Source organism: Labrenzia sp. 5N (assembly GCF_012395805.1).
Taxonomy (GTDB): domain Bacteria; phylum Pseudomonadota; class Alphaproteobacteria; order Rhizobiales; family Stappiaceae; genus Roseibium; species Roseibium algicola.
Window position 1 is genome coordinate 469,369 of sequence record NZ_JAAZTM010000004.1, and the last position, 16,751, is coordinate 486,119.

At 59.4% G+C, this 16,751-nt stretch carries 21 protein-coding genes; 13 read left to right on the forward strand and 8 right to left on the reverse strand.

All coding sequences use genetic code 11. The features are described from left to right. Position 1: 1 nt before the first annotated feature. Entirely contained in the window at positions 2–1,036 is a 1,035-nt protein-coding gene (locus tag HEP89_RS05235; protein ID WP_077290952.1) for an aldo/keto reductase, read from the forward strand. A 64-nt stretch (positions 1,037–1,100) separates the two neighbouring features. On the opposite strand, the gene HEP89_RS05240 is transcribed toward HEP89_RS05235, so the two are convergent. Continuing rightward, complete coding sequence (locus HEP89_RS05240) at positions 1,101–1,934, reverse strand: hypothetical protein (protein ID WP_077290953.1); 834 nt, start codon at positions 1,932–1,934, stop codon at positions 1,101–1,103. Between the two features lie 372 nt (positions 1,935–2,306). Here HEP89_RS05240 and HEP89_RS05245 point away from each other — a divergent pair, with 372 nt between their 5' ends. Together HEP89_RS05245 and HEP89_RS05250 are read left to right on the forward strand one after the other, a co-directional pair. After that, a complete protein-coding gene (locus tag HEP89_RS05245; protein WP_077290954.1) occupies positions 2,307–2,984 on the forward strand; it encodes a FadR/GntR family transcriptional regulator in 678 nt (225 codons plus the stop codon). After that, positions 2,981–4,261, forward strand: a complete 1,281-nt coding sequence (locus tag HEP89_RS05250) for an MFS transporter (protein ID WP_077290955.1) — start codon at positions 2,981–2,983, stop codon at positions 4,259–4,261. Before HEP89_RS05245 ends, HEP89_RS05250 begins: the two co-directional genes overlap by 4 nt. Here HEP89_RS05250 and HEP89_RS05255 read toward each other — a convergent pair. The 3 genes from HEP89_RS05255 to HEP89_RS05265 all read right to left on the reverse strand — a co-directional run bounded on the left by HEP89_RS05255 (position 4,245) and on the right by HEP89_RS05265 (position 5,988). After that, positions 4,245–4,760: a GNAT family N-acetyltransferase gene (locus HEP89_RS05255; RefSeq protein ID WP_077290956.1), complete on the reverse strand. Its 516-nt coding sequence runs from the start codon at positions 4,758–4,760 to the stop codon at positions 4,245–4,247. The genes HEP89_RS05250 and HEP89_RS05255 overlap by 17 nt on opposite strands. A gap of 96 nt (positions 4,761–4,856) precedes the next feature. Next, positions 4,857–5,249: a VOC family protein gene (locus tag HEP89_RS05260; RefSeq protein WP_022998916.1), complete on the reverse strand. Its 393-nt coding sequence runs from the start codon at positions 5,247–5,249 to the stop codon at positions 4,857–4,859. A gap of 208 nt (positions 5,250–5,457) precedes the next feature. Further along, a complete protein-coding gene (locus HEP89_RS05265) occupies positions 5,458–5,988 on the reverse strand; it encodes a winged helix DNA-binding protein (protein ID WP_022998917.1) in 531 nt (176 codons plus the stop codon). A 121-nt stretch (positions 5,989–6,109) separates the two neighbouring features. Here HEP89_RS05265 and HEP89_RS05270 point away from each other — a divergent pair, with 121 nt between their 5' ends. The 3 genes from HEP89_RS05270 (at position 6,110) to HEP89_RS05280 (ending at position 8,112) form a co-directional block, all read left to right on the forward strand. After that, positions 6,110–7,201: an LLM class flavin-dependent oxidoreductase gene (locus tag HEP89_RS05270; RefSeq protein ID WP_077290957.1), complete on the forward strand. Its 1,092-nt coding sequence runs from the start codon at positions 6,110–6,112 to the stop codon at positions 7,199–7,201. Continuing rightward, positions 7,201–7,686: a flavin reductase family protein gene (locus HEP89_RS05275; RefSeq protein ID WP_077290958.1), complete on the forward strand. Its 486-nt coding sequence runs from the start codon at positions 7,201–7,203 to the stop codon at positions 7,684–7,686. Before HEP89_RS05270 ends, HEP89_RS05275 begins: the two co-directional genes overlap by 1 nt. A gap of 243 nt (positions 7,687–7,929) precedes the next feature. After that, the gene (locus HEP89_RS05280) at positions 7,930–8,112 is read left to right on the forward strand and encodes a hypothetical protein (RefSeq protein WP_022998920.1); all 183 of its coding nucleotides are present in this window, start codon (positions 7,930–7,932) and stop codon (positions 8,110–8,112) included. Positions 8,113–8,274: 162 nt separating this feature from the next. Here HEP89_RS05280 and HEP89_RS05285 read toward each other — a convergent pair whose 3' ends face one another. The 3 genes from HEP89_RS05285 to HEP89_RS05295 are packed head-to-tail and all read right to left on the reverse strand — an operon-like array spanning position 8,275 to position 10,602. Further along, positions 8,275–9,441 carry a glutathionylspermidine synthase family protein gene (locus HEP89_RS05285; RefSeq protein ID WP_168691484.1) on the reverse strand — a complete coding sequence of 389 codons (1,167 nt, stop codon included), beginning with the start codon at positions 9,439–9,441 and terminating at the stop codon, positions 8,275–8,277. A 15-nt stretch (positions 9,442–9,456) separates the two neighbouring features. After that, complete coding sequence (locus HEP89_RS05290) at positions 9,457–10,128, reverse strand: PspA/IM30 family protein (RefSeq protein WP_168691485.1); 672 nt, start codon at positions 10,126–10,128, stop codon at positions 9,457–9,459. Between the two features lie 33 nt (positions 10,129–10,161). Continuing rightward, positions 10,162–10,602, reverse strand: coding sequence for a DUF2170 family protein (locus HEP89_RS05295; protein ID WP_022998923.1), 441 nt, complete (start codon positions 10,600–10,602; stop codon positions 10,162–10,164). Between the two features lie 163 nt (positions 10,603–10,765). Here HEP89_RS05295 and HEP89_RS05300 point away from each other — a divergent pair, with 163 nt between their 5' ends. The 7 genes from HEP89_RS05300 to HEP89_RS05330 all read left to right on the forward strand — a co-directional run bounded on the left by HEP89_RS05300 (position 10,766) and on the right by HEP89_RS05330 (position 15,770). After that, positions 10,766–11,821: an ion channel gene (locus tag HEP89_RS05300; protein ID WP_022998924.1), complete on the forward strand. Its 1,056-nt coding sequence runs from the start codon at positions 10,766–10,768 to the stop codon at positions 11,819–11,821. After that, complete coding sequence (locus HEP89_RS05305; protein ID WP_022998925.1) at positions 11,802–12,449, forward strand: DUF2491 family protein; 648 nt, start codon at positions 11,802–11,804, stop codon at positions 12,447–12,449. Before HEP89_RS05300 ends, HEP89_RS05305 begins: the two co-directional genes overlap by 20 nt. Positions 12,450–12,469: 20 nt before the next feature. Continuing rightward, positions 12,470–12,880, forward strand: coding sequence for a DUF350 domain-containing protein (locus HEP89_RS05310; protein ID WP_022998926.1), 411 nt, complete (start codon positions 12,470–12,472; stop codon positions 12,878–12,880). A 90-nt stretch (positions 12,881–12,970) separates the two neighbouring features. Continuing rightward, a complete protein-coding gene (locus HEP89_RS05315) occupies positions 12,971–13,537 on the forward strand; it encodes a DUF1190 domain-containing protein (RefSeq protein WP_022998927.1) in 567 nt (188 codons plus the stop codon). A gap of 101 nt (positions 13,538–13,638) precedes the next feature. After that, entirely contained in the window at positions 13,639–14,217 is a 579-nt protein-coding gene (locus HEP89_RS05320) for a glutathione peroxidase (RefSeq protein ID WP_168691486.1), read from the forward strand. 306 nt (positions 14,218–14,523) lie between these two features. After that, the gene (locus HEP89_RS05325; RefSeq protein ID WP_168691487.1) at positions 14,524–15,210 is read left to right on the forward strand and encodes a metal-binding protein ZinT; all 687 of its coding nucleotides are present in this window, start codon (positions 14,524–14,526) and stop codon (positions 15,208–15,210) included. Positions 15,211–15,419: 209 nt separating this feature from the next. Beyond that, the gene (locus tag HEP89_RS05330) at positions 15,420–15,770 is read left to right on the forward strand and encodes a carboxymuconolactone decarboxylase family protein (RefSeq protein WP_022998930.1); all 351 of its coding nucleotides are present in this window, start codon (positions 15,420–15,422) and stop codon (positions 15,768–15,770) included. A gap of 33 nt (positions 15,771–15,803) precedes the next feature. Here the strand turns inward: HEP89_RS05330 and HEP89_RS05335 are convergent, their stop codons facing one another. Continuing rightward, positions 15,804–16,655 (reverse strand): LysR substrate-binding domain-containing protein, encoded by an 852-nt coding sequence (locus HEP89_RS05335; RefSeq protein ID WP_062490736.1) that lies wholly within the window; start codon positions 16,653–16,655, stop codon positions 15,804–15,806. Between the last annotated feature and the right edge of the window lie 96 nt (positions 16,656–16,751).

Genomic DNA, 16,751 nt, shown 5'->3' on the forward strand with positions numbered 1-16,751 from the left:
CATGGACTATCGCAATCTTGGAAACTCCGGGCTCAAGGTTCCCGCCCTCAGCTTCGGCGCCGGCACATTCGGCGGCTCCGGCCCACTCTTCAGTCATTGGGGCACAACGGACGTCGCAGAAGCGCGCCGCCTCGTCGACATCTGCCTCGAGGCCGGCGTCAACCTGTTCGACACCGCGGACAACTACTCCGAAGGTGCTTCGGAAGAAGTGCTCGGTGAAGCAATCAAGGGCCGCCGCGACGCGGTGCTGCTCTCCACGAAAATGAGCCTCCCCCTGGGGGACGGCCCCAATGAGGCAGGGTCTTCACGCTTCAGGCTGATCAGGGGTGTCGAGGCCGCACTCAAGCGCCTTGGAACGGACCATATCGATCTTCTGCAACTGCATGCATTCGACGCGTTCACCCCGGTGGAAGAGGTGCTGTCGACGCTCGACCAGCTCGTCCGCGACGGGAAAATCCGCTATATCGGCGTTTCCAACTTCTCCGGATGGCAGATCATGAAATCACTGGCCGTTGCGGAAAAACACGGCTGGCCGCGCTATGTCGCAAACCAGGTCTATTATTCTCTCGTCGGACGGGACTACGAGTGGGACCTGATGCCTCTCGGCGCAGACCAGGGCCTGGGCGCCATGGTATGGAGCCCGCTTGGCTGGGGTCGGCTGACCGGCAAGATCCGCAGGAACAATCCGATCCCCGAGGGCAGCCGACTGCATGAGACCGCAAGTTTCGGACCTCCCGTGGAAGACGATCTGCTCTATTCGGTCGTCGACGTTCTGGATGCGATTGCAGAAGAAACCGGCAAGACAGTCCCGCAAGTGGCGATCAACTGGCTGCTTCAACGCCCCACTGTCGCGTCGGTCATCATCGGGGCGCGCAACGAAGCGCAACTTCGCGACAATCTGGGAGCAACGGGTTGGGCGCTGACGGACGAGCAGATTGCCCGTCTTGATGCCTCGAGCGCGCGGACTGCTCCCTATCCGCATTTTCCCTATCAGAGGCAGGAGGCTTTCGCACAGCTCAACCCAACCCTGGTCTGACGGGCAATCCTGAACGGCGCGGCAAGTGACAACATGAACCTGTCGCGCCAATGGACCTTGGTGCTCAATACCAGAACCCTTCCCGCCGCCAGATGGTGAAATGGCCACGCACAGGTGGGGCCGGGGTGCCGCCGTCGATCGTGAATTCGCAACCGCCCTTTAGACCCTTGCCACCGGTACGGCGCAGGATCACGTATTCGTTGCATTGCGGACCACCGCTGGAGCTCTGGCACATGTCGATACGCGCGCGTTTCTCGTCCAGAACTTCCCAGACCCAGTCGATCATCGCCACATGTCCGTTCCAGACCATGAAATCGAGTGGCTTGACCTCGTTGATGTCGTCGATGTTGGTCTTGGCGACATGATCCGGATACCGCCGGGGTGAAACACCGTAATACTTGTCCCACTCACCAGTGAATATCAGGAAATTGGCGATAAAACCTATGCAATCCATACCGAAAAAGCGGTCTTGCACCATCTGTTGCAGTGCCGCCTGATCGGACATCTTGTCGAAGTAGAGTTTCTTGATCTTGCCGGTCTGCTCGACATCCTTGGAGCCGTCCTTGTTCGCGCGGCCGCAGACCTCAACCTTGTACTTGTCCAAAAGATCCTTGTTCTTCAGCATGAAGTTCCAGATCTTGACGAATGTCTTGTCGTTTCCCTGGCCTTTCAGCGCCAGGTCGATCTCGCGGCCGCCGACATGCTGGTTCAGCGTGATGCCGTGGGGATCCTTGATCCAACGGAAATTCTTGAAAAAACTGGTTGCGCTGTCGTTGCCGCCGTTACCACGGTCCTTGCAAAGATACTGCGTAAGCTTGACCCGGCCGGCGCTGGTCTGCAGGCCAGGATTTGTCAGAACGTCGACGTATTCGTAAGGCAGAAAAAAAGACTCGGCCACATTCACTCTCCCTTGGTTAGGCCCCCTCAATGGCCCCTGAAGCTGTATGCGTAATCGGCGTCTTTCGTAGGCTTGCCGGTGCAGCCAAATAGCCACGTCCCCCGCGAATGCGTCTGTCTTCCACGTCACATTATTTGTCATTGTTGCAATGCGCAGCATCACACCTTTTGAGGGATCTCGGCCAGCAAGATGCGATCAAGGCGATGCGCCCTTGCGAGGCAACTGAAGCCTCGACATCCCCGCGACCGGACACATGAGCTGTTCGACAGGGACAACACCTGAAAAGGCGTCTTTCCGTCACGCGATTTCGCCGATGGACAAGCCGCGTCATCACCCCTATGATCAAGTCATCTGATGATTTGGTGACTTCAAATGCAATCTCTGGCAAAAACGAGCCTGGTTGACAGCGCAGCCGAGGCGATCCGGGCGGAAATCGTGGGCAATCGCTGGTCCGTGGGGGAAAAGCTGCCCAACGAGGCTCAGCTCTCGGCGCAGCTTTCCATCAGCCGTGGCACCGTGCGCGAAGCCGTGCGCGTGCTTGTTTCGCAAGGCTACCTGGAAACACGGCAGGGCTCGGGCACCTATGTGCTGTCGGTCGTCGATGCCATCGGGCCATTGACCATGGCGCGTCGCGCGACCCTGCGTGACCAGTTCGAGGCCAGGCTGGCGCTGGATGCGGAGGCCGCCAGGCTGGCCGCTCATCGCCAGACACCAGAGGTGATTTCGGAGCTGCGCCGCTTGCTCACGGAGCGCGGAAACTATGATGGTCACGACAAGGCCGGTTTCGTGGAGCGCGACCTTGCCTTTCACCGGGCTGTTGTCGCGGCCTCGCAAAACTTCGTTCTGGTCAACATGTACGAATTCTTCTCCAGTCTGATCGGCGAGACCATCGAGGCTACGCTTGGAAAAGACCTGCAGGAACCCGATATGGCGGCCCACGCGGCCATTGTCGATGCCATCGAGACAGGCGACCCGGAACTGGCCGAGGCCGCCGTCCGCCGGTTCATGGCCCCTGTCCTGAGAGACCTGGAGCGACTGCTCGGCTCATGACACAGGCATCTGAAATCGATCCCGGCTCGATCGAACTGATCGATGCCGAAGACATTGACGTTTCCGCTGAGCAATCCCAGCCGGCGACGCAGAGCGGACTGGTGCGGTTTCTGCTGGGCGCAAGTCTGGTACTGATCGCCTTCAACCTGCGTCCGGTCTTTTCCAGCGCGTCGGCGCTGCTTCTGGAAATCCGCGAAAATTTTGGCCTGTCGCCAACGGGCGCAAGCCTTCTGACGACACTGCCCGTTGTGTGTCTCGGCCTGTTCTCACCGCTGGCTCCACGCCTTGCCCGCCGCATCGGCACGGAACGCACATTGCTTGCTGTCGTGGTTTTGCTGGCCATTGGAACGGCAGCACGAGGAACGTCCTCCGTGCCGTTGCTGTTTCTTGGAACGGCGTTGGCGGGTGCCTGTATCGCGGTTGGCAACGTACTTCTGCCCGGGCTCGTCAAGCGCGATTTCCCCGACAAGGCCGCACTGGTGACCGGGTGGTACACCATGGCACTTTGCGCGGGCGCTGCCGCCGGCGCAGGATTGACCATTCCGTTTGAAGCGGCCCTCGGTGGTTCGATCGAGGGCGCGCTTGCGATCTGGGCCGTGCCGGCACTCGTGGTGGCCGTCCTGTGGTTTCCGCAGGTCATGGCGACGCGCAAGCGCCCCAAGGGTCCGACTTATGTGGTGAAGGGCATGTGGGGTGACAGGCTGGCCTGGCACGTGACCCTGTTCATGGGTCTGCAATCCGCACTTGCCTATTGCGTCTTCGGCTGGCTGGTACCGATCCTCCGCGCCCGCGGGCTGGACGGCGTCACTGCCGGCGCAATCGTGTCGGTGTCGGTGATGGTGCAGGCTGCCGCCTGCCTGATAGCACCGCATCTTGCCGTTCGCGGCAAGGACCAGCGGCTGATCAACGTCGCACTTTGCGCCATAGCGGTTATAGCCCTGCTCGGCCTGCAATTCGCGCCACTGTCCACCGTCTGGATCTGGGCGGTGCTGCAGGGCATCGGCCAGGGCGGACTGATTGCGGTGGCGCTTACGGTCATCGTGTTGCGGACACAGGATTCCCATTCCGCTGCGCAGCTTTCGGGCATGGCCCAATGCGTCGGCTATACGCTTGCCGCCATCGGCCCACTGATCGTCGGCCTCATCCGAAGCTGGACGGGAAGCTTTGCCTGGAGTGCGGTGCTGTTCGTGGCGCTTGGCCTTGGCGCCGCCATCAACGGCTGGTTCGCCGGAAAGGCAAGTCACGTCAATGTGGAGACGGTCAAGCTGTCCGGCTGACCGCGCCAACGGGGCCTGATGTTTCCAGCCGGTATTTCAGGAAACGCGTGCCGTCATAATCGGTCTCGCCGATGAAACGTGCCCCCATCCGACGCAGTGCACCGAGGTTCCGTCGGGACGGCGGCAGCAGGAAGGTGACGAATGGAATGCGCGGGTCTTCACTGGCAAAGGCCAGCGCCTTTCTGGTGATCGGCATGCCGAGGCCAAAGGCTGCCGGGTGCAGCACCAGCCCGAAATCCCACTCCTCGCCTTCTTTCTGAAAACCACCCCAGCCGACATAGCGGCCGTCTGCCAGAAAGGCCCAGTGACCAAGTCCGTCGCGTTGCCAGCAGGCTTCCTTGGCCGCTACGAACTTCGCAGCCATCTCGAGATCCCATGAGAAGGTCAGAAGCGGCATGTGGGTGCCGACACGCGGGTCGGACATATGCGCGACCAGCTCTTCCAGCGGAATGTCCGGCAGGCGCACAAACTCGATTATCGACTGACTTGATCTGGGCATGGGCTGGCATCTCCTGAAACTGGCCAGCGCCTCTTGCACCCAAAATGGCCGGCCCGATCAAGACAACTCCTTTGCCTGATGATCAACACTGCGTGTTCAGGCGGTGGTGCCGTTTTCCAGGCTGACGGAGACATTCAGCTTGTTACCGTCGAGATCACGCACATAAGCGCCGAAATAATCCGGGTGATAGGAACGAGGGCCGGGTGCCCCTTCATCACGTCCACCGCACCGCAGTGCAGCAGCATGAAACGCCCTGACGGCCTCCGCATCCGGCGCATAGAACATGACCTGCGTACCATTGCCCGATGTGGCTGCCCGCCCGTCAAACGGCAACAAGACAAACAGCGATATACGGCCATCGGCACCTGCATAGCCAAGCTCGCGGGGATCGGAAAAAACCCGCTTCATGCCAATAGTCGCAAGCACTTCGTCGTAAAACCGGCCGGCAGCCGAAAGATCGTTGGCGCCGATACAAACCCCTGACAACATTTTTGAAAATTAACCCGCGCTGAAGGTGTGGCCCGTCTCGACCAGGCCGTCTGGCCCGCTCATATCACAGTTCCTCCCGCTTGCCAGAGCCGCAACGCAACAGTGCGCAAACTTACCTCACCAACCGCAGCAGAGCCGCAGCGAGACGGCTCCTCGCTGGAACAGCGCGATAAGCCTGGCCATACACGTCAATGGTATGGAACCACCGTTACCGGCGGTAGGTCGCGGCGATGCGGGATATCTCTTCGTAGATGCCCGCCAGGATATTGAGGCTTTGCCCTGCCTCTTTCAGGCGCTTGTCGAATTCGGGCAGACTTGAGATCTGCTCAATCAGCAGCCGTTTGCGCACAGCGCCGTAATCATCGGTGATCTTCTTGCCTTCCGGTGTCGCCTGATAGGTCACACCCGTGCGGCCCGAGCCCTGCTTTTCAATCAGCCCCGCCGCCACGAGTTTTCGCATCGAATACTGGATGTTCGGAATGTCGTCGCGGTTGGTAAGCCGGGCCAGTTCCTTGATGCTTTTTGCCCGGTCGTTCATGCGCACGATATGCAGCAGTGCGTTTTCCGGGCCGGTCGCCCCAACGTCGCTGACAGACGCCAGGCATTCTGTCTGCCATCGCCCGAACGCCTCGAAACAGCGCATCAACGCGAATTCCAGCTCGGTGCAGACGACCTCCGCATCGTTCTCCGAAAGGTGCCAGTGATAGTTGAGCTTCTGATCGTCCGACTTGCCGGTCATCGGTCCCTCTTCGTTTTTTCAGATCGAATATAGCTGCGATTCAGTTTGACGTAAGGGCGTTTTTGCACATAGTTTCAAATAAAAAATACAATTGAAAATCTATCCTAAATGGAGGGGATCCATGCCTACCAACATGATGCAAGACAAGAACGGCTTCAAACTCGGGACCTTTTCGTCCAATTGCTCGTCCGGGATGACGGTCACCAAATCGCCGTCCAGATGGGTCAATAGCTGGGAAAACAACCTGAAACTCGGCCAGATGCTGGATGATGCCGGCATCGACTTCATGCTGCCGATCGCCCGCTGGATCGGTTACGGCGGCGAGACGGACTTTCACGGCAGCGTGCTGGAAACGGTCACCTGGGCAACCGCGCTGCTGGCCTCAACGAAAAACATCACTGTGTTCGCCACGGTGCATACAGCTGCAAACAATCCGGTGGTCGTCGCCAAGCAGATTGCCACGATGGATCAGGTGGGCAATGGCCGCGCGGGACTGAACATTGTCGCGGGCTGGAACAAGCCGGAATACGAAGCCCTGGGCCTGACCCTGCCCGACGATCACGAAACCCGCTACGGCTACGCCCAGGAATGGTTCGATGTGGTCGAGAAGCTCTGGACCTCGAAGGAGTATTTCGACTGGGAGGGCAAATACTTCAACCTGAAGCACGTTGCTGGCGACCCCAAGCCCGTCAACGGCCGGCCACCGATCCTGAACGCGGCAGGATCAGCAACCGGACGGACCTTTGCCACCGACAATGCCGACTACCTGTTCACGCCTGCCATCGATCTCAACCGGTCCGTCGATGAAATCAAGGAACTGAAAGCGCAGGCGGCGGAGAAGGGGCGCGATGTGGGTGTTCTGACCTTCAGCCACGTCATCTGCCGGGAAACTGAGGAAGAGGCGACCGCCCTCCGAGACCGGCTGATGGGCGATCTGGCAGACTGGGAAGCGGTGGACAATCTGGTCAATCTGCAGTTCGCGCATGCGCAGTCGTTTCCGCACGACCTGCTGGCCCAGATCAAGAACCTGTTCGCCATGGGCCACGGCGGGTTCCCGCTGGTTGGAACTCCGCGGCAGGTGGCCGACGGCATCCTAAAACTGCACGAAACAGGCTTTGCCGGAACGACGCTCTCCTTTGTCGACTATGTCGAGGAGTTCCCGTATTTCCGTGACAATGTTCTGCCGCTGCTTGCGGAAGCCGGTATCCGGTGATGGACCCCGTGCCGTCCAGAGAATTCACCAACGCCATGCGGGCGTTGGTGGGCAATTGTTCCATCATCACGGTCGGTGAGGGAGAGGACATTTCAGGCCTCCTCGTCACATCGGCAATGTCTCTCAGCGCCGATCCGCCGCTGGTGCTTGCCTGCGTCAACAAGGCTTCCTCCAGTTGGCCCTTGCTGAAGAAGTATCCGAAATTCGGCTGGTCTTCGCTTGGGCCCGAGCACCGCAAGGTTGCCGAAAACTTTTCGGGGTTCGGCGGCGTCAAGGGAGCGGAACGTTATGCCGGAGCCACATGGCGCACGGCGGAAACCGGGGCTCTTCTGCTGGAAGATGCTCCGGCCGCTTTCGATTGCGAGGTCGAGGAGATGATCGACCGGGCGACCCATTCGATTGTCATCGGCAAGGTGCGTGCAATCCGGCAAAGCCAGTCATCGGGCGCGCTGGTTTACTGGAACGGAGCGTTCCAACCGTTGTAAACGGCCTTTTGCCGAGAGACGCAGCTTCTTGAGGAGCTGCGTCTCTCCATCCCGCGACTTAAATTTTCCGCAAAAAATCTGCCTGGAACATGAACCGTCCAGACAGCCCGCTTTTTCGCGATTTACAGAGTTTCTGTCCGTCCAGAAATCCGTTCCGCCGTCCCCCTCTCCAGGCCGGACAAGGAACCATCCTGTGCGCGCTCCGTTTATTCCATGGACCCATAACTAACACAGGAGGACCAGATGGACCTTTCCATGAACGATCTCAGCCCGAAGCTTCGCAAGGAAGCCGAACAGGAGGCAGAAAAGATCAAGCGGGTCGCTGACAAGTCCAACGCCGGCGGACAGCTTGGTGGAACGTTTTTCGGACAGGAACAGGATGACGGCATGGCACCGCCGAGATCAGTTGCCGCCGGCCGGTCCTGATACCGGGTTTCACTTCAGGGCGGGCTGACACAGCCTGCCTGTGAACCGACCGGCGGCCGTGAGGCGCACGAAAACAAGAACGACCCATAATAACGGTCGCGCCCGGCCGCCGGGTCGGTTTCACATCCAACCATACCCCGTCAACTAGCGCGTTTTCGGCAATCAGCTTTCCAGAATGACATGCGGCACAAACCGCGACAGGTCTTGCGTCACCGGTGCCTTGTCCTCACGCAGGCAGATGCCCGATGCCTGGCCGCCAATAATCCATGAACCGATCATGACGTAGTCGTCGACGAATTTCGGCGGTTCCGCATAGGCCTGCAGGATGTGGCCTTCCGCGCCATACCCGCCGGGTGTGCTGAGTTCTTCAGATCCGATACCGCGCACCGTGATGTTGGCACCCTCCCGACTGAAGAAAGGTTTGCGCACATGCGGGCCCTTCAGGAATGCCTCATCCGCCTCCGCCTCGAAGTAGGACGGCAGCAGGTTCGGATGGTCCGGAAACATCTGCCAGAGCAGCGGCAGGATTGCCTTGTTCGAAAGCACGGCCTTCCAGGGTGGCTCAAGCAACTGTATCGGCGCATCGGGCAGATAGGGGCCGTAATCCTCGCGCAGCATGTCTTCGTAGGGATACAGCTTGAACAGGGCGTCGATCACGAAACTGTCGGCGTCGGCGAACCGGCCCTCGCCGTCGAGCCCGATCTCTTCCACAGCAACAAAATGCGGTATCAGCCCCGCCTGCCGCGCGCAGTCTTCCAGATAGCGCACGGTTGCACGATCTTCATCGTGATCCTTCGATGACGCGAAGTGGATGTGATAGCCGGGCGCGAACATGGCGGCGAACCGCTCGATCAGGCGATCCTGAACGGAGTTGAATTGATCGCTGTCGGTCGGCAGAACGCCAGCCGCCATCTGCTGCTCCAGCCAGATCCACTGAAAGAAGCCGGTTTCGTAAAGCGCCGTTGGCGTGTCGGCATTGAATTCGAGAAGCTTTGCTGGCCCGTTGCCGTCGTAGAAGAAATCGAAGCGGCCATAAAGCGAGGGCTGTTGCTGCTCCCAGGAATTGCGGATCCAGGAGCGGTATTTTTCCGGGATCGCCATCTTGTCCATGAGACTGTCGTCACGGACAGCCCGATCCACCAGATCGAGGCACATGCCGTAGAGCTCCTGCGAGGGGTCCTCGAGGTCGTCCTCAATCTCGCGCAGAGTAAACTGATAGGCGTGGGTCTCGTCCCAGTACGGTGCGCCGTACATGGTATGAAAGCCGAAGCCGAGGCGCTCGGCTTCTTCCTTCCACCCCGGTCTTTCAGGAACTGCGATCCGCTTCATGGTGCAAGCGGGGCGTCAGAGTTTCGCCAGAAGAGCCTGGACGTCGTTGCGGGCCGGATTCTCCAGGGCCTTGATCTTGGCTTCCAGATCGGCGCCGCTTTCCAGGCGAGCGTCTTCCTCAGCCGCTTCCAGCATGGCCTGCTGTTCCGCCTGGCGCTGTTCCAGGCGTGCGAGGCTGTCGACCGCACTGGCCAGCCGGCCGTCGGAAGCCGTGGTGTTGGTGGACGCCGCCTTCTGGGCCTTGATCAACGCTTCGTTGGCCTTTGCGCTTTCCATCTTGCGCTGCAGCGTCTCGATCTTGTTCATCGACTGGCGAATGGTGCTGTCCATGCGCTCTTCGGTGGACTTGTACTGATCGAACAGAGCCTGGTCGGCTTCCGCCTTGTCGCGCAGTTTCAGCACGCTCTCGATGATCTCGATGGCCAGCGGCTCGTCGCCCTGTGCCTTGGCACTGCGGGCTGCTTCCGTGCGCCGCTCGATTTCGCTCATCAGTTCGGCGACGGATTTTTCCTTCAGCTTGCGGTTAGCCGCCATGCGCGCCTTTTCGTCCTTGGCTGCACCGATCGCCTGTTTTGCTTCGCGGATTTCCTGTTCCAGGATCGTCATCAGGTTGGCGTCCTGAACGGATTCCGCGGCATTGTGGGCGTGGCCCTTGAACGCCGTAATCAATTTGCCCCAAACACTCATTTTCAAATGTCCTTCTTCAAATTGGCGGCGGGATCAGGCAGCGGCCTTGGGACCGACGTCGGCGGCCAGCTCCAGAGCGCTGTTGGCGATGGTGCGCAATTCCGTCTCGACCGAATCCAGTGTCGAGCGCACGGACATGGCGCCGAAGAGCTCGTAATATTCGCGTCCGTCGATCATATCGATGGACAGGGCGCAGAGCGGCAGCAGCTTCTTGTGATTGCGCAGCATCATCGCCTCGAAGGAGGCCGGGTCCTCCTGGGCATCGCAAGGCCACAGAACCGTGGACGTAAGGATCTGGGTTTCGCCGACAACCATGAACAGGGTGATTTCACCGGCCGAGTGAAGCTGGACTTCCAGCACGCCGGCCTGATCGGAACTCACCGTGCAGCTGATTTCACCTGCCGCGAAGGAATCCGATTGCTCCAGAGCTTCCTTCAGCTCCGCAAGTGTCCAGGGAGATTGCCGCGTACTCATCCAAAGCCCTCCATTTCAAATCCGGTGCCGGGATCCGGCCTCGAACAAGTAGAAGCCCCGTCTAGCCGTTTCAAGCGATTATTCGGAAAGCTATGCCGAATTGACAATAGGGCGGGCTCTGGTCAGAGTAGCCGGCGACCGAAACAGGGGGCAAATTTCAGCGGTGCCAATCCTGCAACTCATCATTTCTCGGCTCTACCAACACGTCCTCGAGCTCAAGCTCTGGCTGCTTGCGACGCTGATATGCGCTTATATGGTGATCTCGTGGATCCTGTTTTTCCTGGCTGGTGAAACAGGCCTGACGGGCAATCCGCTGACCTTCATCTATTTTGCCGCGACAACCGCCTCGACGGTCGGTTACGGCGACCTGTCTCCGTCGACGGAAGCAGGCCGGATGGTGGCCGCCTTCTGGTTCTTTCCGGGTGCGTTGCTGATTTTCTCGGCCGTCCTGGGCCGGTTGACGGGTGTCCTTGTGGAAGGAGTGAGGCGTATGGCTGACGGCAACGGAAACTATGAGCGCGTGCAGAACGCCACGGTGATTGTCGGCTATCACCGGGACAAGACACCCTTGATGGTGGAGAACCTGGTTGCCGGCCAGGACGGAGACGACAAGATCATTCTGCTTGCGGACTCCAAGAACGTGGAAGTGCCGGAGGGCGTGCGGCTGATCCGGGCCGAACGCATGGACGCCCTGCAGTCGCTGCGCCGTGCGGCCATTCCAGGTGCGCAGAAAGTGCTGGTCTACGCCGGCTCGGATGCGGAAACCTTCAACACCTGCCTTGCCATTCGCGAACTTAACGAGACCGTTCACATTGCGGCCTATTTCGAGGACCGAGACACCGCCCGGCGCGCAGGCAACCTTGCGCGAATCGAACCGGTGGTGTCGAACGCCTGCGAAGCACTGGTACGCGCTGCGCAGGACCCCGGCGCGGGTCAGATCCTGATGGCCCTTTCCACAGCGGGCCTCGGCGCGACCATTTATTCGGCCATCGTCCAAAGCGGTGGCGGCACCGAAACCGACAAACTGGAACAGGCCCTTTCAGGCGCTGAAGGTACGCTGATTGCGGTTTCCCAGCCGGACGATCCGGATTTCCTGTTCAGACCTTTCCCCAAGACGTTGAAGACAGGCGGCTCGATCTATTATCTCGCCAACAAACGTCTCGCGGCGGGCGAGATCACGGCCGGTCTGGGGGGAGCTGATGTTCGGATCACTGTTTAACAAGAAGGACAAAGGCTGGCAGCCGCCGGAAGTTCTCGGTCTGACCATCGGCAGAGGCATTTCCTTTGATCCGATCGCGCTTCGCCTGCTGCCTGCCGACAGTCTGATCGAACGTCCCGACACCACGCTGATGATCACCGCCCAGGGGCATTGCGACCTTGGCGAACAATCGCACATGCATCGTTTCTATCCTGACGACGACCGCTTCCTGATCCAGTTTCAGGGCGGCGACGGCAAGAACGACGAGCGGGTCGACGAGATCATGCTGTGGTACTTCTATGACGTGCAGTACCCGACCGGCGACACCGAGTGGAACCGGGTGAAATCCGCGATCCGACAGACGAGCTTTTCACTGCCGGGCGAAGATCGCGACTACCGTTTCGAGCGGGCCTGGTTCGATACGTCGACTGCGCCGGAAGATCCGATGACCTACTGGGAGGAAGTGTGCGACGACCGCGAAGGCCGCGGAAGGCGCAAGATATTCCAGACCGCCATGCTTTTTGCCCGCCCCCTGCAGGACGGCCGGGACGAAATGCTGCTCGTCAACATGGAAGAGCCGGAAAATGCGGAACGCAGCGTCGCGTTCATGCTAGGCTTCCCGCTTGAGCGGCACAATTTTTCTGTCTGAACTGAATAGTGGAGACCAATATGGCAGACCTTCAGGCGTCCCTTTCAGGCATTGTTCCTTTTATTGCCTATTTCATTACAGCCATCGTCATGCTGCTGATTTTCATGAAAATCTATACCGTCATGACACCGCATGACGAAATGGCGTTGATCAAGGAAAACAACGTTGCCGCTTCGGTGGTCTTCAGCGCTGCCTTCCTCGGCTTTTCGCTGCCGCTGGCCAGCGCCGCGGCGAATTCCGTGAGCATCATCGACTTCATCATCTGGGGCATCATCGCCTGTGCCGCACAGCTTGTGGTCTACCAGGTCTTCCGCCGGTTCTTCCCGAAGGTCACGGACCGGATCAAGGGTGGTGAAATGGCAATCAGCACCAATCTTGCTGCCATTTCATTGACGGTCGGCCTGCTGAACGCCGCCTGCATCACCTACTGACCGTGGCGGTACGGGCCGCCCTGCGCTGATGCCCCGAACCGTATCACGCAAAGCATTTCATCAGACCGTTTGAAGGTCGGGAGAAAATTCATGAAACGCTCCAAGTCGATCAAGCTGGTGGTCATGGCAACGACGACCGTGACCATTGCAGGCTGCTCGGACGAACCGACGCTGGATGGCCGGGTCTACAAGACCGAGGCGGAATGTGTCGCCGACAGCTACGTCCCGGACGAGGTTTGTGTCGAGGCAATTACCGCCGGCAAGTCAATCCACAAGGCCTCCGGACCACGCTATGACACCGTCAACCTGTGTAACGAGCAACACGGCAACAACGTTTGCGCCTACGACAGTGCCACCGACGGATCTTCCTACTACACGCCGTTTCCGGCAGGTTATTTCCTGGCAGGGGCACTGACCGGCGCCGTTACCAACCAACTGATCCAGAGCAACGTGCGCCCGGTTTATCCGGAACGCGGCAGCAAACGCTACTACACATCCGGCGGCTATTACGTCGGCAGTTATGGCGGCGGCAGCTGGCGTACCTATGACGATGCGGTGAAGACACCGCCCAAGCCGGCAAAAGTCCAGACAAGGACTTCCGTCGCTTCACGTGGCGGTTTCGGCAGTCGGTCGAGTTCCGGGTTCCGCGGCGGGTAACGGCCGACAGAAGGCAACCGGCATTCAGGTACTGCGGCACACACGCGGTGATCTGTTGCCAGCCCCGGCGCGTACCATTGCCAAAGCGTGAGGGTGTTGAAATGTACCGGCTTCTTTCTTTCGTCTGGTGTCTGGCGGCAACGTGTCTTTGTGCCGTTGCTCAAGCCAAGGATCTCGAGGGCCAAGGCGAAGCAGCTCAGTCGGCCCATGCCTTCACCTTCGAAATGCCCTATGGCGAACCGATTGCGCTCAAGGATTACGCCGGCAAGGCCATTCTGATCGTTAACACGGCAACGGAATGCGGCTTCAGCGGGCAACTGGCCGGCTTGCAGAAGCTGCATGAATCCTATTCGGACCGCGGCTTGCTTGTACTCGGGGTTCCGTCCAACGATTTCGGCGGCCAGGAACCGCGCGCTGACGGCGACATCGCAAAGTTCTGCGAAGCCAAGTACGGTGCCGAATTTCCACTTGCCGCCAAGACGGTCGTGAAAGGCGAAAAGGCCCATCCTTTTTATCGATGGGCCGCAAGCGAGCTTGGCCCCACGGCACGCCCCTACTGGAACTTCCACAAGTATCTCGTCGGGCCAGACGGCAGCATCCTTGCCTGGTTCCCGACGCCTGTGCCGCCGACTTCATCGGACGTGACCGCCGCGATCGAGAAGGCCCTGCCCGGATCCTGATCCCCGGAAGCGATCTACAGCACCTTTTCAAACGAAGCGAACAACTCGCTATCAGGCGTGTACGCCCTCTTGCGGACGGCTGTCCTTCAGAAGGCGCGTCTTCCCAAGAAGAACACCCCGCTCTTTATCCCTTCTGATTATCTCCCACTCCGCGGCGTGGCTGCTTGTCTGTCTGGCTGGCTGGCTGGAAATTGTAACTTTGACATTGCCAGGCCACGTGGATTGCGGTAGGCAGTTTTAGTAATGTAATAACATTACTAATCATTTTGATACTTTCCCTCCCCCAATCAGCAGAGGATCAGATCCATGCAATCACGGTTTGGCAGGCTGGCGGGCGCATGTGCGCTCATAGCGTCGTTTCTCGTGGCCGCTCCCATCCAGGCGCAAGAAGCCAAGGACAACTCGGCTAAACACGACCATTCGCACAAGCATTCACATGATCACTCGAGTGATGCCGAGCGGCAGATTTACAAGGGTTACTTCGAGGACAGCCAGATCCAGCCGCGTCAGCTCACCGATTGGCAAGGCGAATGGCAATCCGTCTATCCATACCTTCAGGATGGAACGCTCGATCCTGTCATGGCCCACAAGGCCGAACATGGCAGCAAGTCGGCTGAAGAGTACAAAGCCTACTACGAGACGGGCTATCGCACCGATGTCGACCGGATCGTGATCGGTGCGGACAGCGTGACCTTCCAGACCGAAGCCGGCGCCTTCGAAGGGCAGTACATTGCCGACGGCTTCGAGATCCTGAACTACAAAAAAGGCAATCGCGGCGTCCGCTTCATTTTCAGGAAAACCGCAGGTGATGACAGTGCCCCGGCCTTCATCCAGTTCAGCGATCACCGGATCGCACCGTCGAAGTCCGATCACTATCATCTTTACTGGGGTGAAGACCGGCAGGAAATCCTCCAGGAACTGACCAACTGGCCGACCTATTATCCGGCGGCATTGAACGGAGACGAGATCGTCCATGAAATGACGGCTCACTGAGACTGCGCATGAGCTGAAATTGACGATGGGCGCAGTCTGGTCACCAACATCGGCTCCGCGCCCATCGCTTCGTCCCGGTTTCGGGCGGCGTTTGCTGTCTGGCTGACAAAGTCATCCTCTGCCAACCAAAGCTTGAGCCACATCAACGCCTGTATTGCGGTCCGAGCCTAGGCTGCCCGACGTGATTTCCGGCAACATGGAGATGATGTATGGCCGTTTCCGACTGGAACGAATTCGTTGCACAAACCGATGAACGCATGGCCGCCGTGCGCAAAGGCATTCCGGAGGTCGCAAAAGGCTTCGGATCCCTGGCGAAAGCCGCGACTGCTCCCGGCGCGCTCGACGCAAAAACCAAGGAACTGATCGCACTGGCCATCGGCATTACCGCGCGCTGCGACGGCTGCCTTGCCTATCATGCTCGTGCCGCAGCACGCCTCGGCGCGAACAGGGACGAGATCCTCGAAGTGATCGGCGTCTCGGTCTATATGGGCGGAGGTCCGTCCATGATCTACGGCGCTGAAGCACTGGCGGCTTTTGACGGGCTGAAGGACGACGATTGAACGATGCCTGTCCTGTGCATTCAGGACATCCGTTCATCTCGTTTTCACCTCCCCTTCCAGGAGGGCTGTTGCAAGGGCTTCACAAGCTCTGGATTCAGCCCGTTTGCTGCGTACCAGGATGATGTCCAGCGGCTCCAGTGGCGGCAGACCTCGGTCCTGATCTACACGTTCCACTGTTGGGGGAACCGCCATCTGCACGACGGCGGCAACGGCAAGGCCCGCCTCGACAAGCGTGACCAGCGCTGAATGGCTGAAACTGGAATAGGCGGAGCGGTATCGCAGGCCGCTGCGGCCCAGCGCCGCCAGGGTCACTGTCCGAGCCTGGCTGCCAGGCTCGTAAAGGGCTACGGGGAGCGGGTCACGCTCCAGCGCCTGACCATCGCGGGAGCTGATCCAGACCATCGGCTCCCGGCGGATCAGACGCCCTTCCGTGCCGCCCGTACGCGTAACGATCGCCAGGTCGATCTTGCCCTCATCGACCTGCGGCAGCAGTGCCGTCGACTGGGCACAGACGACATTCAGCTCCACACGTGGAAACAGGCTTGCGAACCGTCGCAAAACATCCGGCAGCATGGCGGCAATGTAATCGTCCGGCGCACCGATGGTGACCGAGCCTTCCATGTCAGGCCTGCGAAAGGCTTCCACCGCCTCGTCATGCAGGCGCAGGATCCGTCTGGCGTAACCTTCCAGCTCCTCTCCAGCGCGCGTGAGCGCGAGGTTGCGTGTATCGCGCACAAACAACGGCTTGCCGATGCGGTCTTCCAGCCGCTGGATCTGCATGGACACGGTCGCAGGTGACTTGTGCACGCGCGTTGCCGCGCGAGAGAAGCTCATCGCGTCGACACAGGCGAGAAAGGTTCGCAGAAGAGCGTGATCGAGCTGCATTATTCTTCAATTTTTTCAACAAGTATATTCAGATTATATCGTTTGACCAAACAATGAAAGAGGCCTCAATTTACAGTCCAGCGGCGGAAATGCGTC

Coding starts and splice junctions, on each gene's coding strand:
- HEP89_RS05235 (WP_077290952.1), top strand. CDS start 2: ATGGACTATCGCAATCTTGGAAACTCCGGGCTCAAGGTTCCCGCCCTC.
- HEP89_RS05245 (WP_077290954.1), top strand. CDS start 2,307: ATGCAATCTCTGGCAAAAACGAGCCTGGTTGACAGCGCAGCCGAGGCG.
- HEP89_RS05250 (WP_077290955.1), top strand. CDS start 2,981: ATGACACAGGCATCTGAAATCGATCCCGGCTCGATCGAACTGATCGAT.
- HEP89_RS05255 (WP_077290956.1), bottom strand. CDS start 4,760: ATGCCCAGATCAAGTCAGTCGATAATCGAGTTTGTGCGCCTGCCGGAC.
- HEP89_RS05260 (WP_022998916.1), bottom strand. CDS start 5,249: ATGTTGTCAGGGGTTTGTATCGGCGCCAACGATCTTTCGGCTGCCGGC.
- HEP89_RS05265 (WP_022998917.1), bottom strand. CDS start 5,988: ATGACCGGCAAGTCGGACGATCAGAAGCTCAACTATCACTGGCACCTT.
- HEP89_RS05270 (WP_077290957.1), top strand. CDS start 6,110: ATGCCTACCAACATGATGCAAGACAAGAACGGCTTCAAACTCGGGACC.
- HEP89_RS05275 (WP_077290958.1), top strand. CDS start 7,201: ATGGACCCCGTGCCGTCCAGAGAATTCACCAACGCCATGCGGGCGTTG.
- HEP89_RS05280 (WP_022998920.1), top strand. CDS start 7,930: ATGGACCTTTCCATGAACGATCTCAGCCCGAAGCTTCGCAAGGAAGCC.
- HEP89_RS05285 (WP_168691484.1), bottom strand. CDS start 9,441: ATGAAGCGGATCGCAGTTCCTGAAAGACCGGGGTGGAAGGAAGAAGCC.
- HEP89_RS05290 (WP_168691485.1), bottom strand. CDS start 10,128: ATGAGTGTTTGGGGCAAATTGATTACGGCGTTCAAGGGCCACGCCCAC.
- HEP89_RS05295 (WP_022998923.1), bottom strand. CDS start 10,602: ATGAGTACGCGGCAATCTCCCTGGACACTTGCGGAGCTGAAGGAAGCT.
- HEP89_RS05305 (WP_022998925.1), top strand. CDS start 11,802: ATGTTCGGATCACTGTTTAACAAGAAGGACAAAGGCTGGCAGCCGCCG.
- HEP89_RS05310 (WP_022998926.1), top strand. CDS start 12,470: ATGGCAGACCTTCAGGCGTCCCTTTCAGGCATTGTTCCTTTTATTGCC.
- HEP89_RS05315 (WP_022998927.1), top strand. CDS start 12,971: ATGAAACGCTCCAAGTCGATCAAGCTGGTGGTCATGGCAACGACGACC.
- HEP89_RS05320 (WP_168691486.1), top strand. CDS start 13,639: ATGTACCGGCTTCTTTCTTTCGTCTGGTGTCTGGCGGCAACGTGTCTT.
- HEP89_RS05325 (WP_168691487.1), top strand. CDS start 14,524: ATGCAATCACGGTTTGGCAGGCTGGCGGGCGCATGTGCGCTCATAGCG.
- HEP89_RS05330 (WP_022998930.1), top strand. CDS start 15,420: ATGGCCGTTTCCGACTGGAACGAATTCGTTGCACAAACCGATGAACGC.
- HEP89_RS05335 (WP_062490736.1), bottom strand. CDS start 16,655: ATGCAGCTCGATCACGCTCTTCTGCGAACCTTTCTCGCCTGTGTCGAC.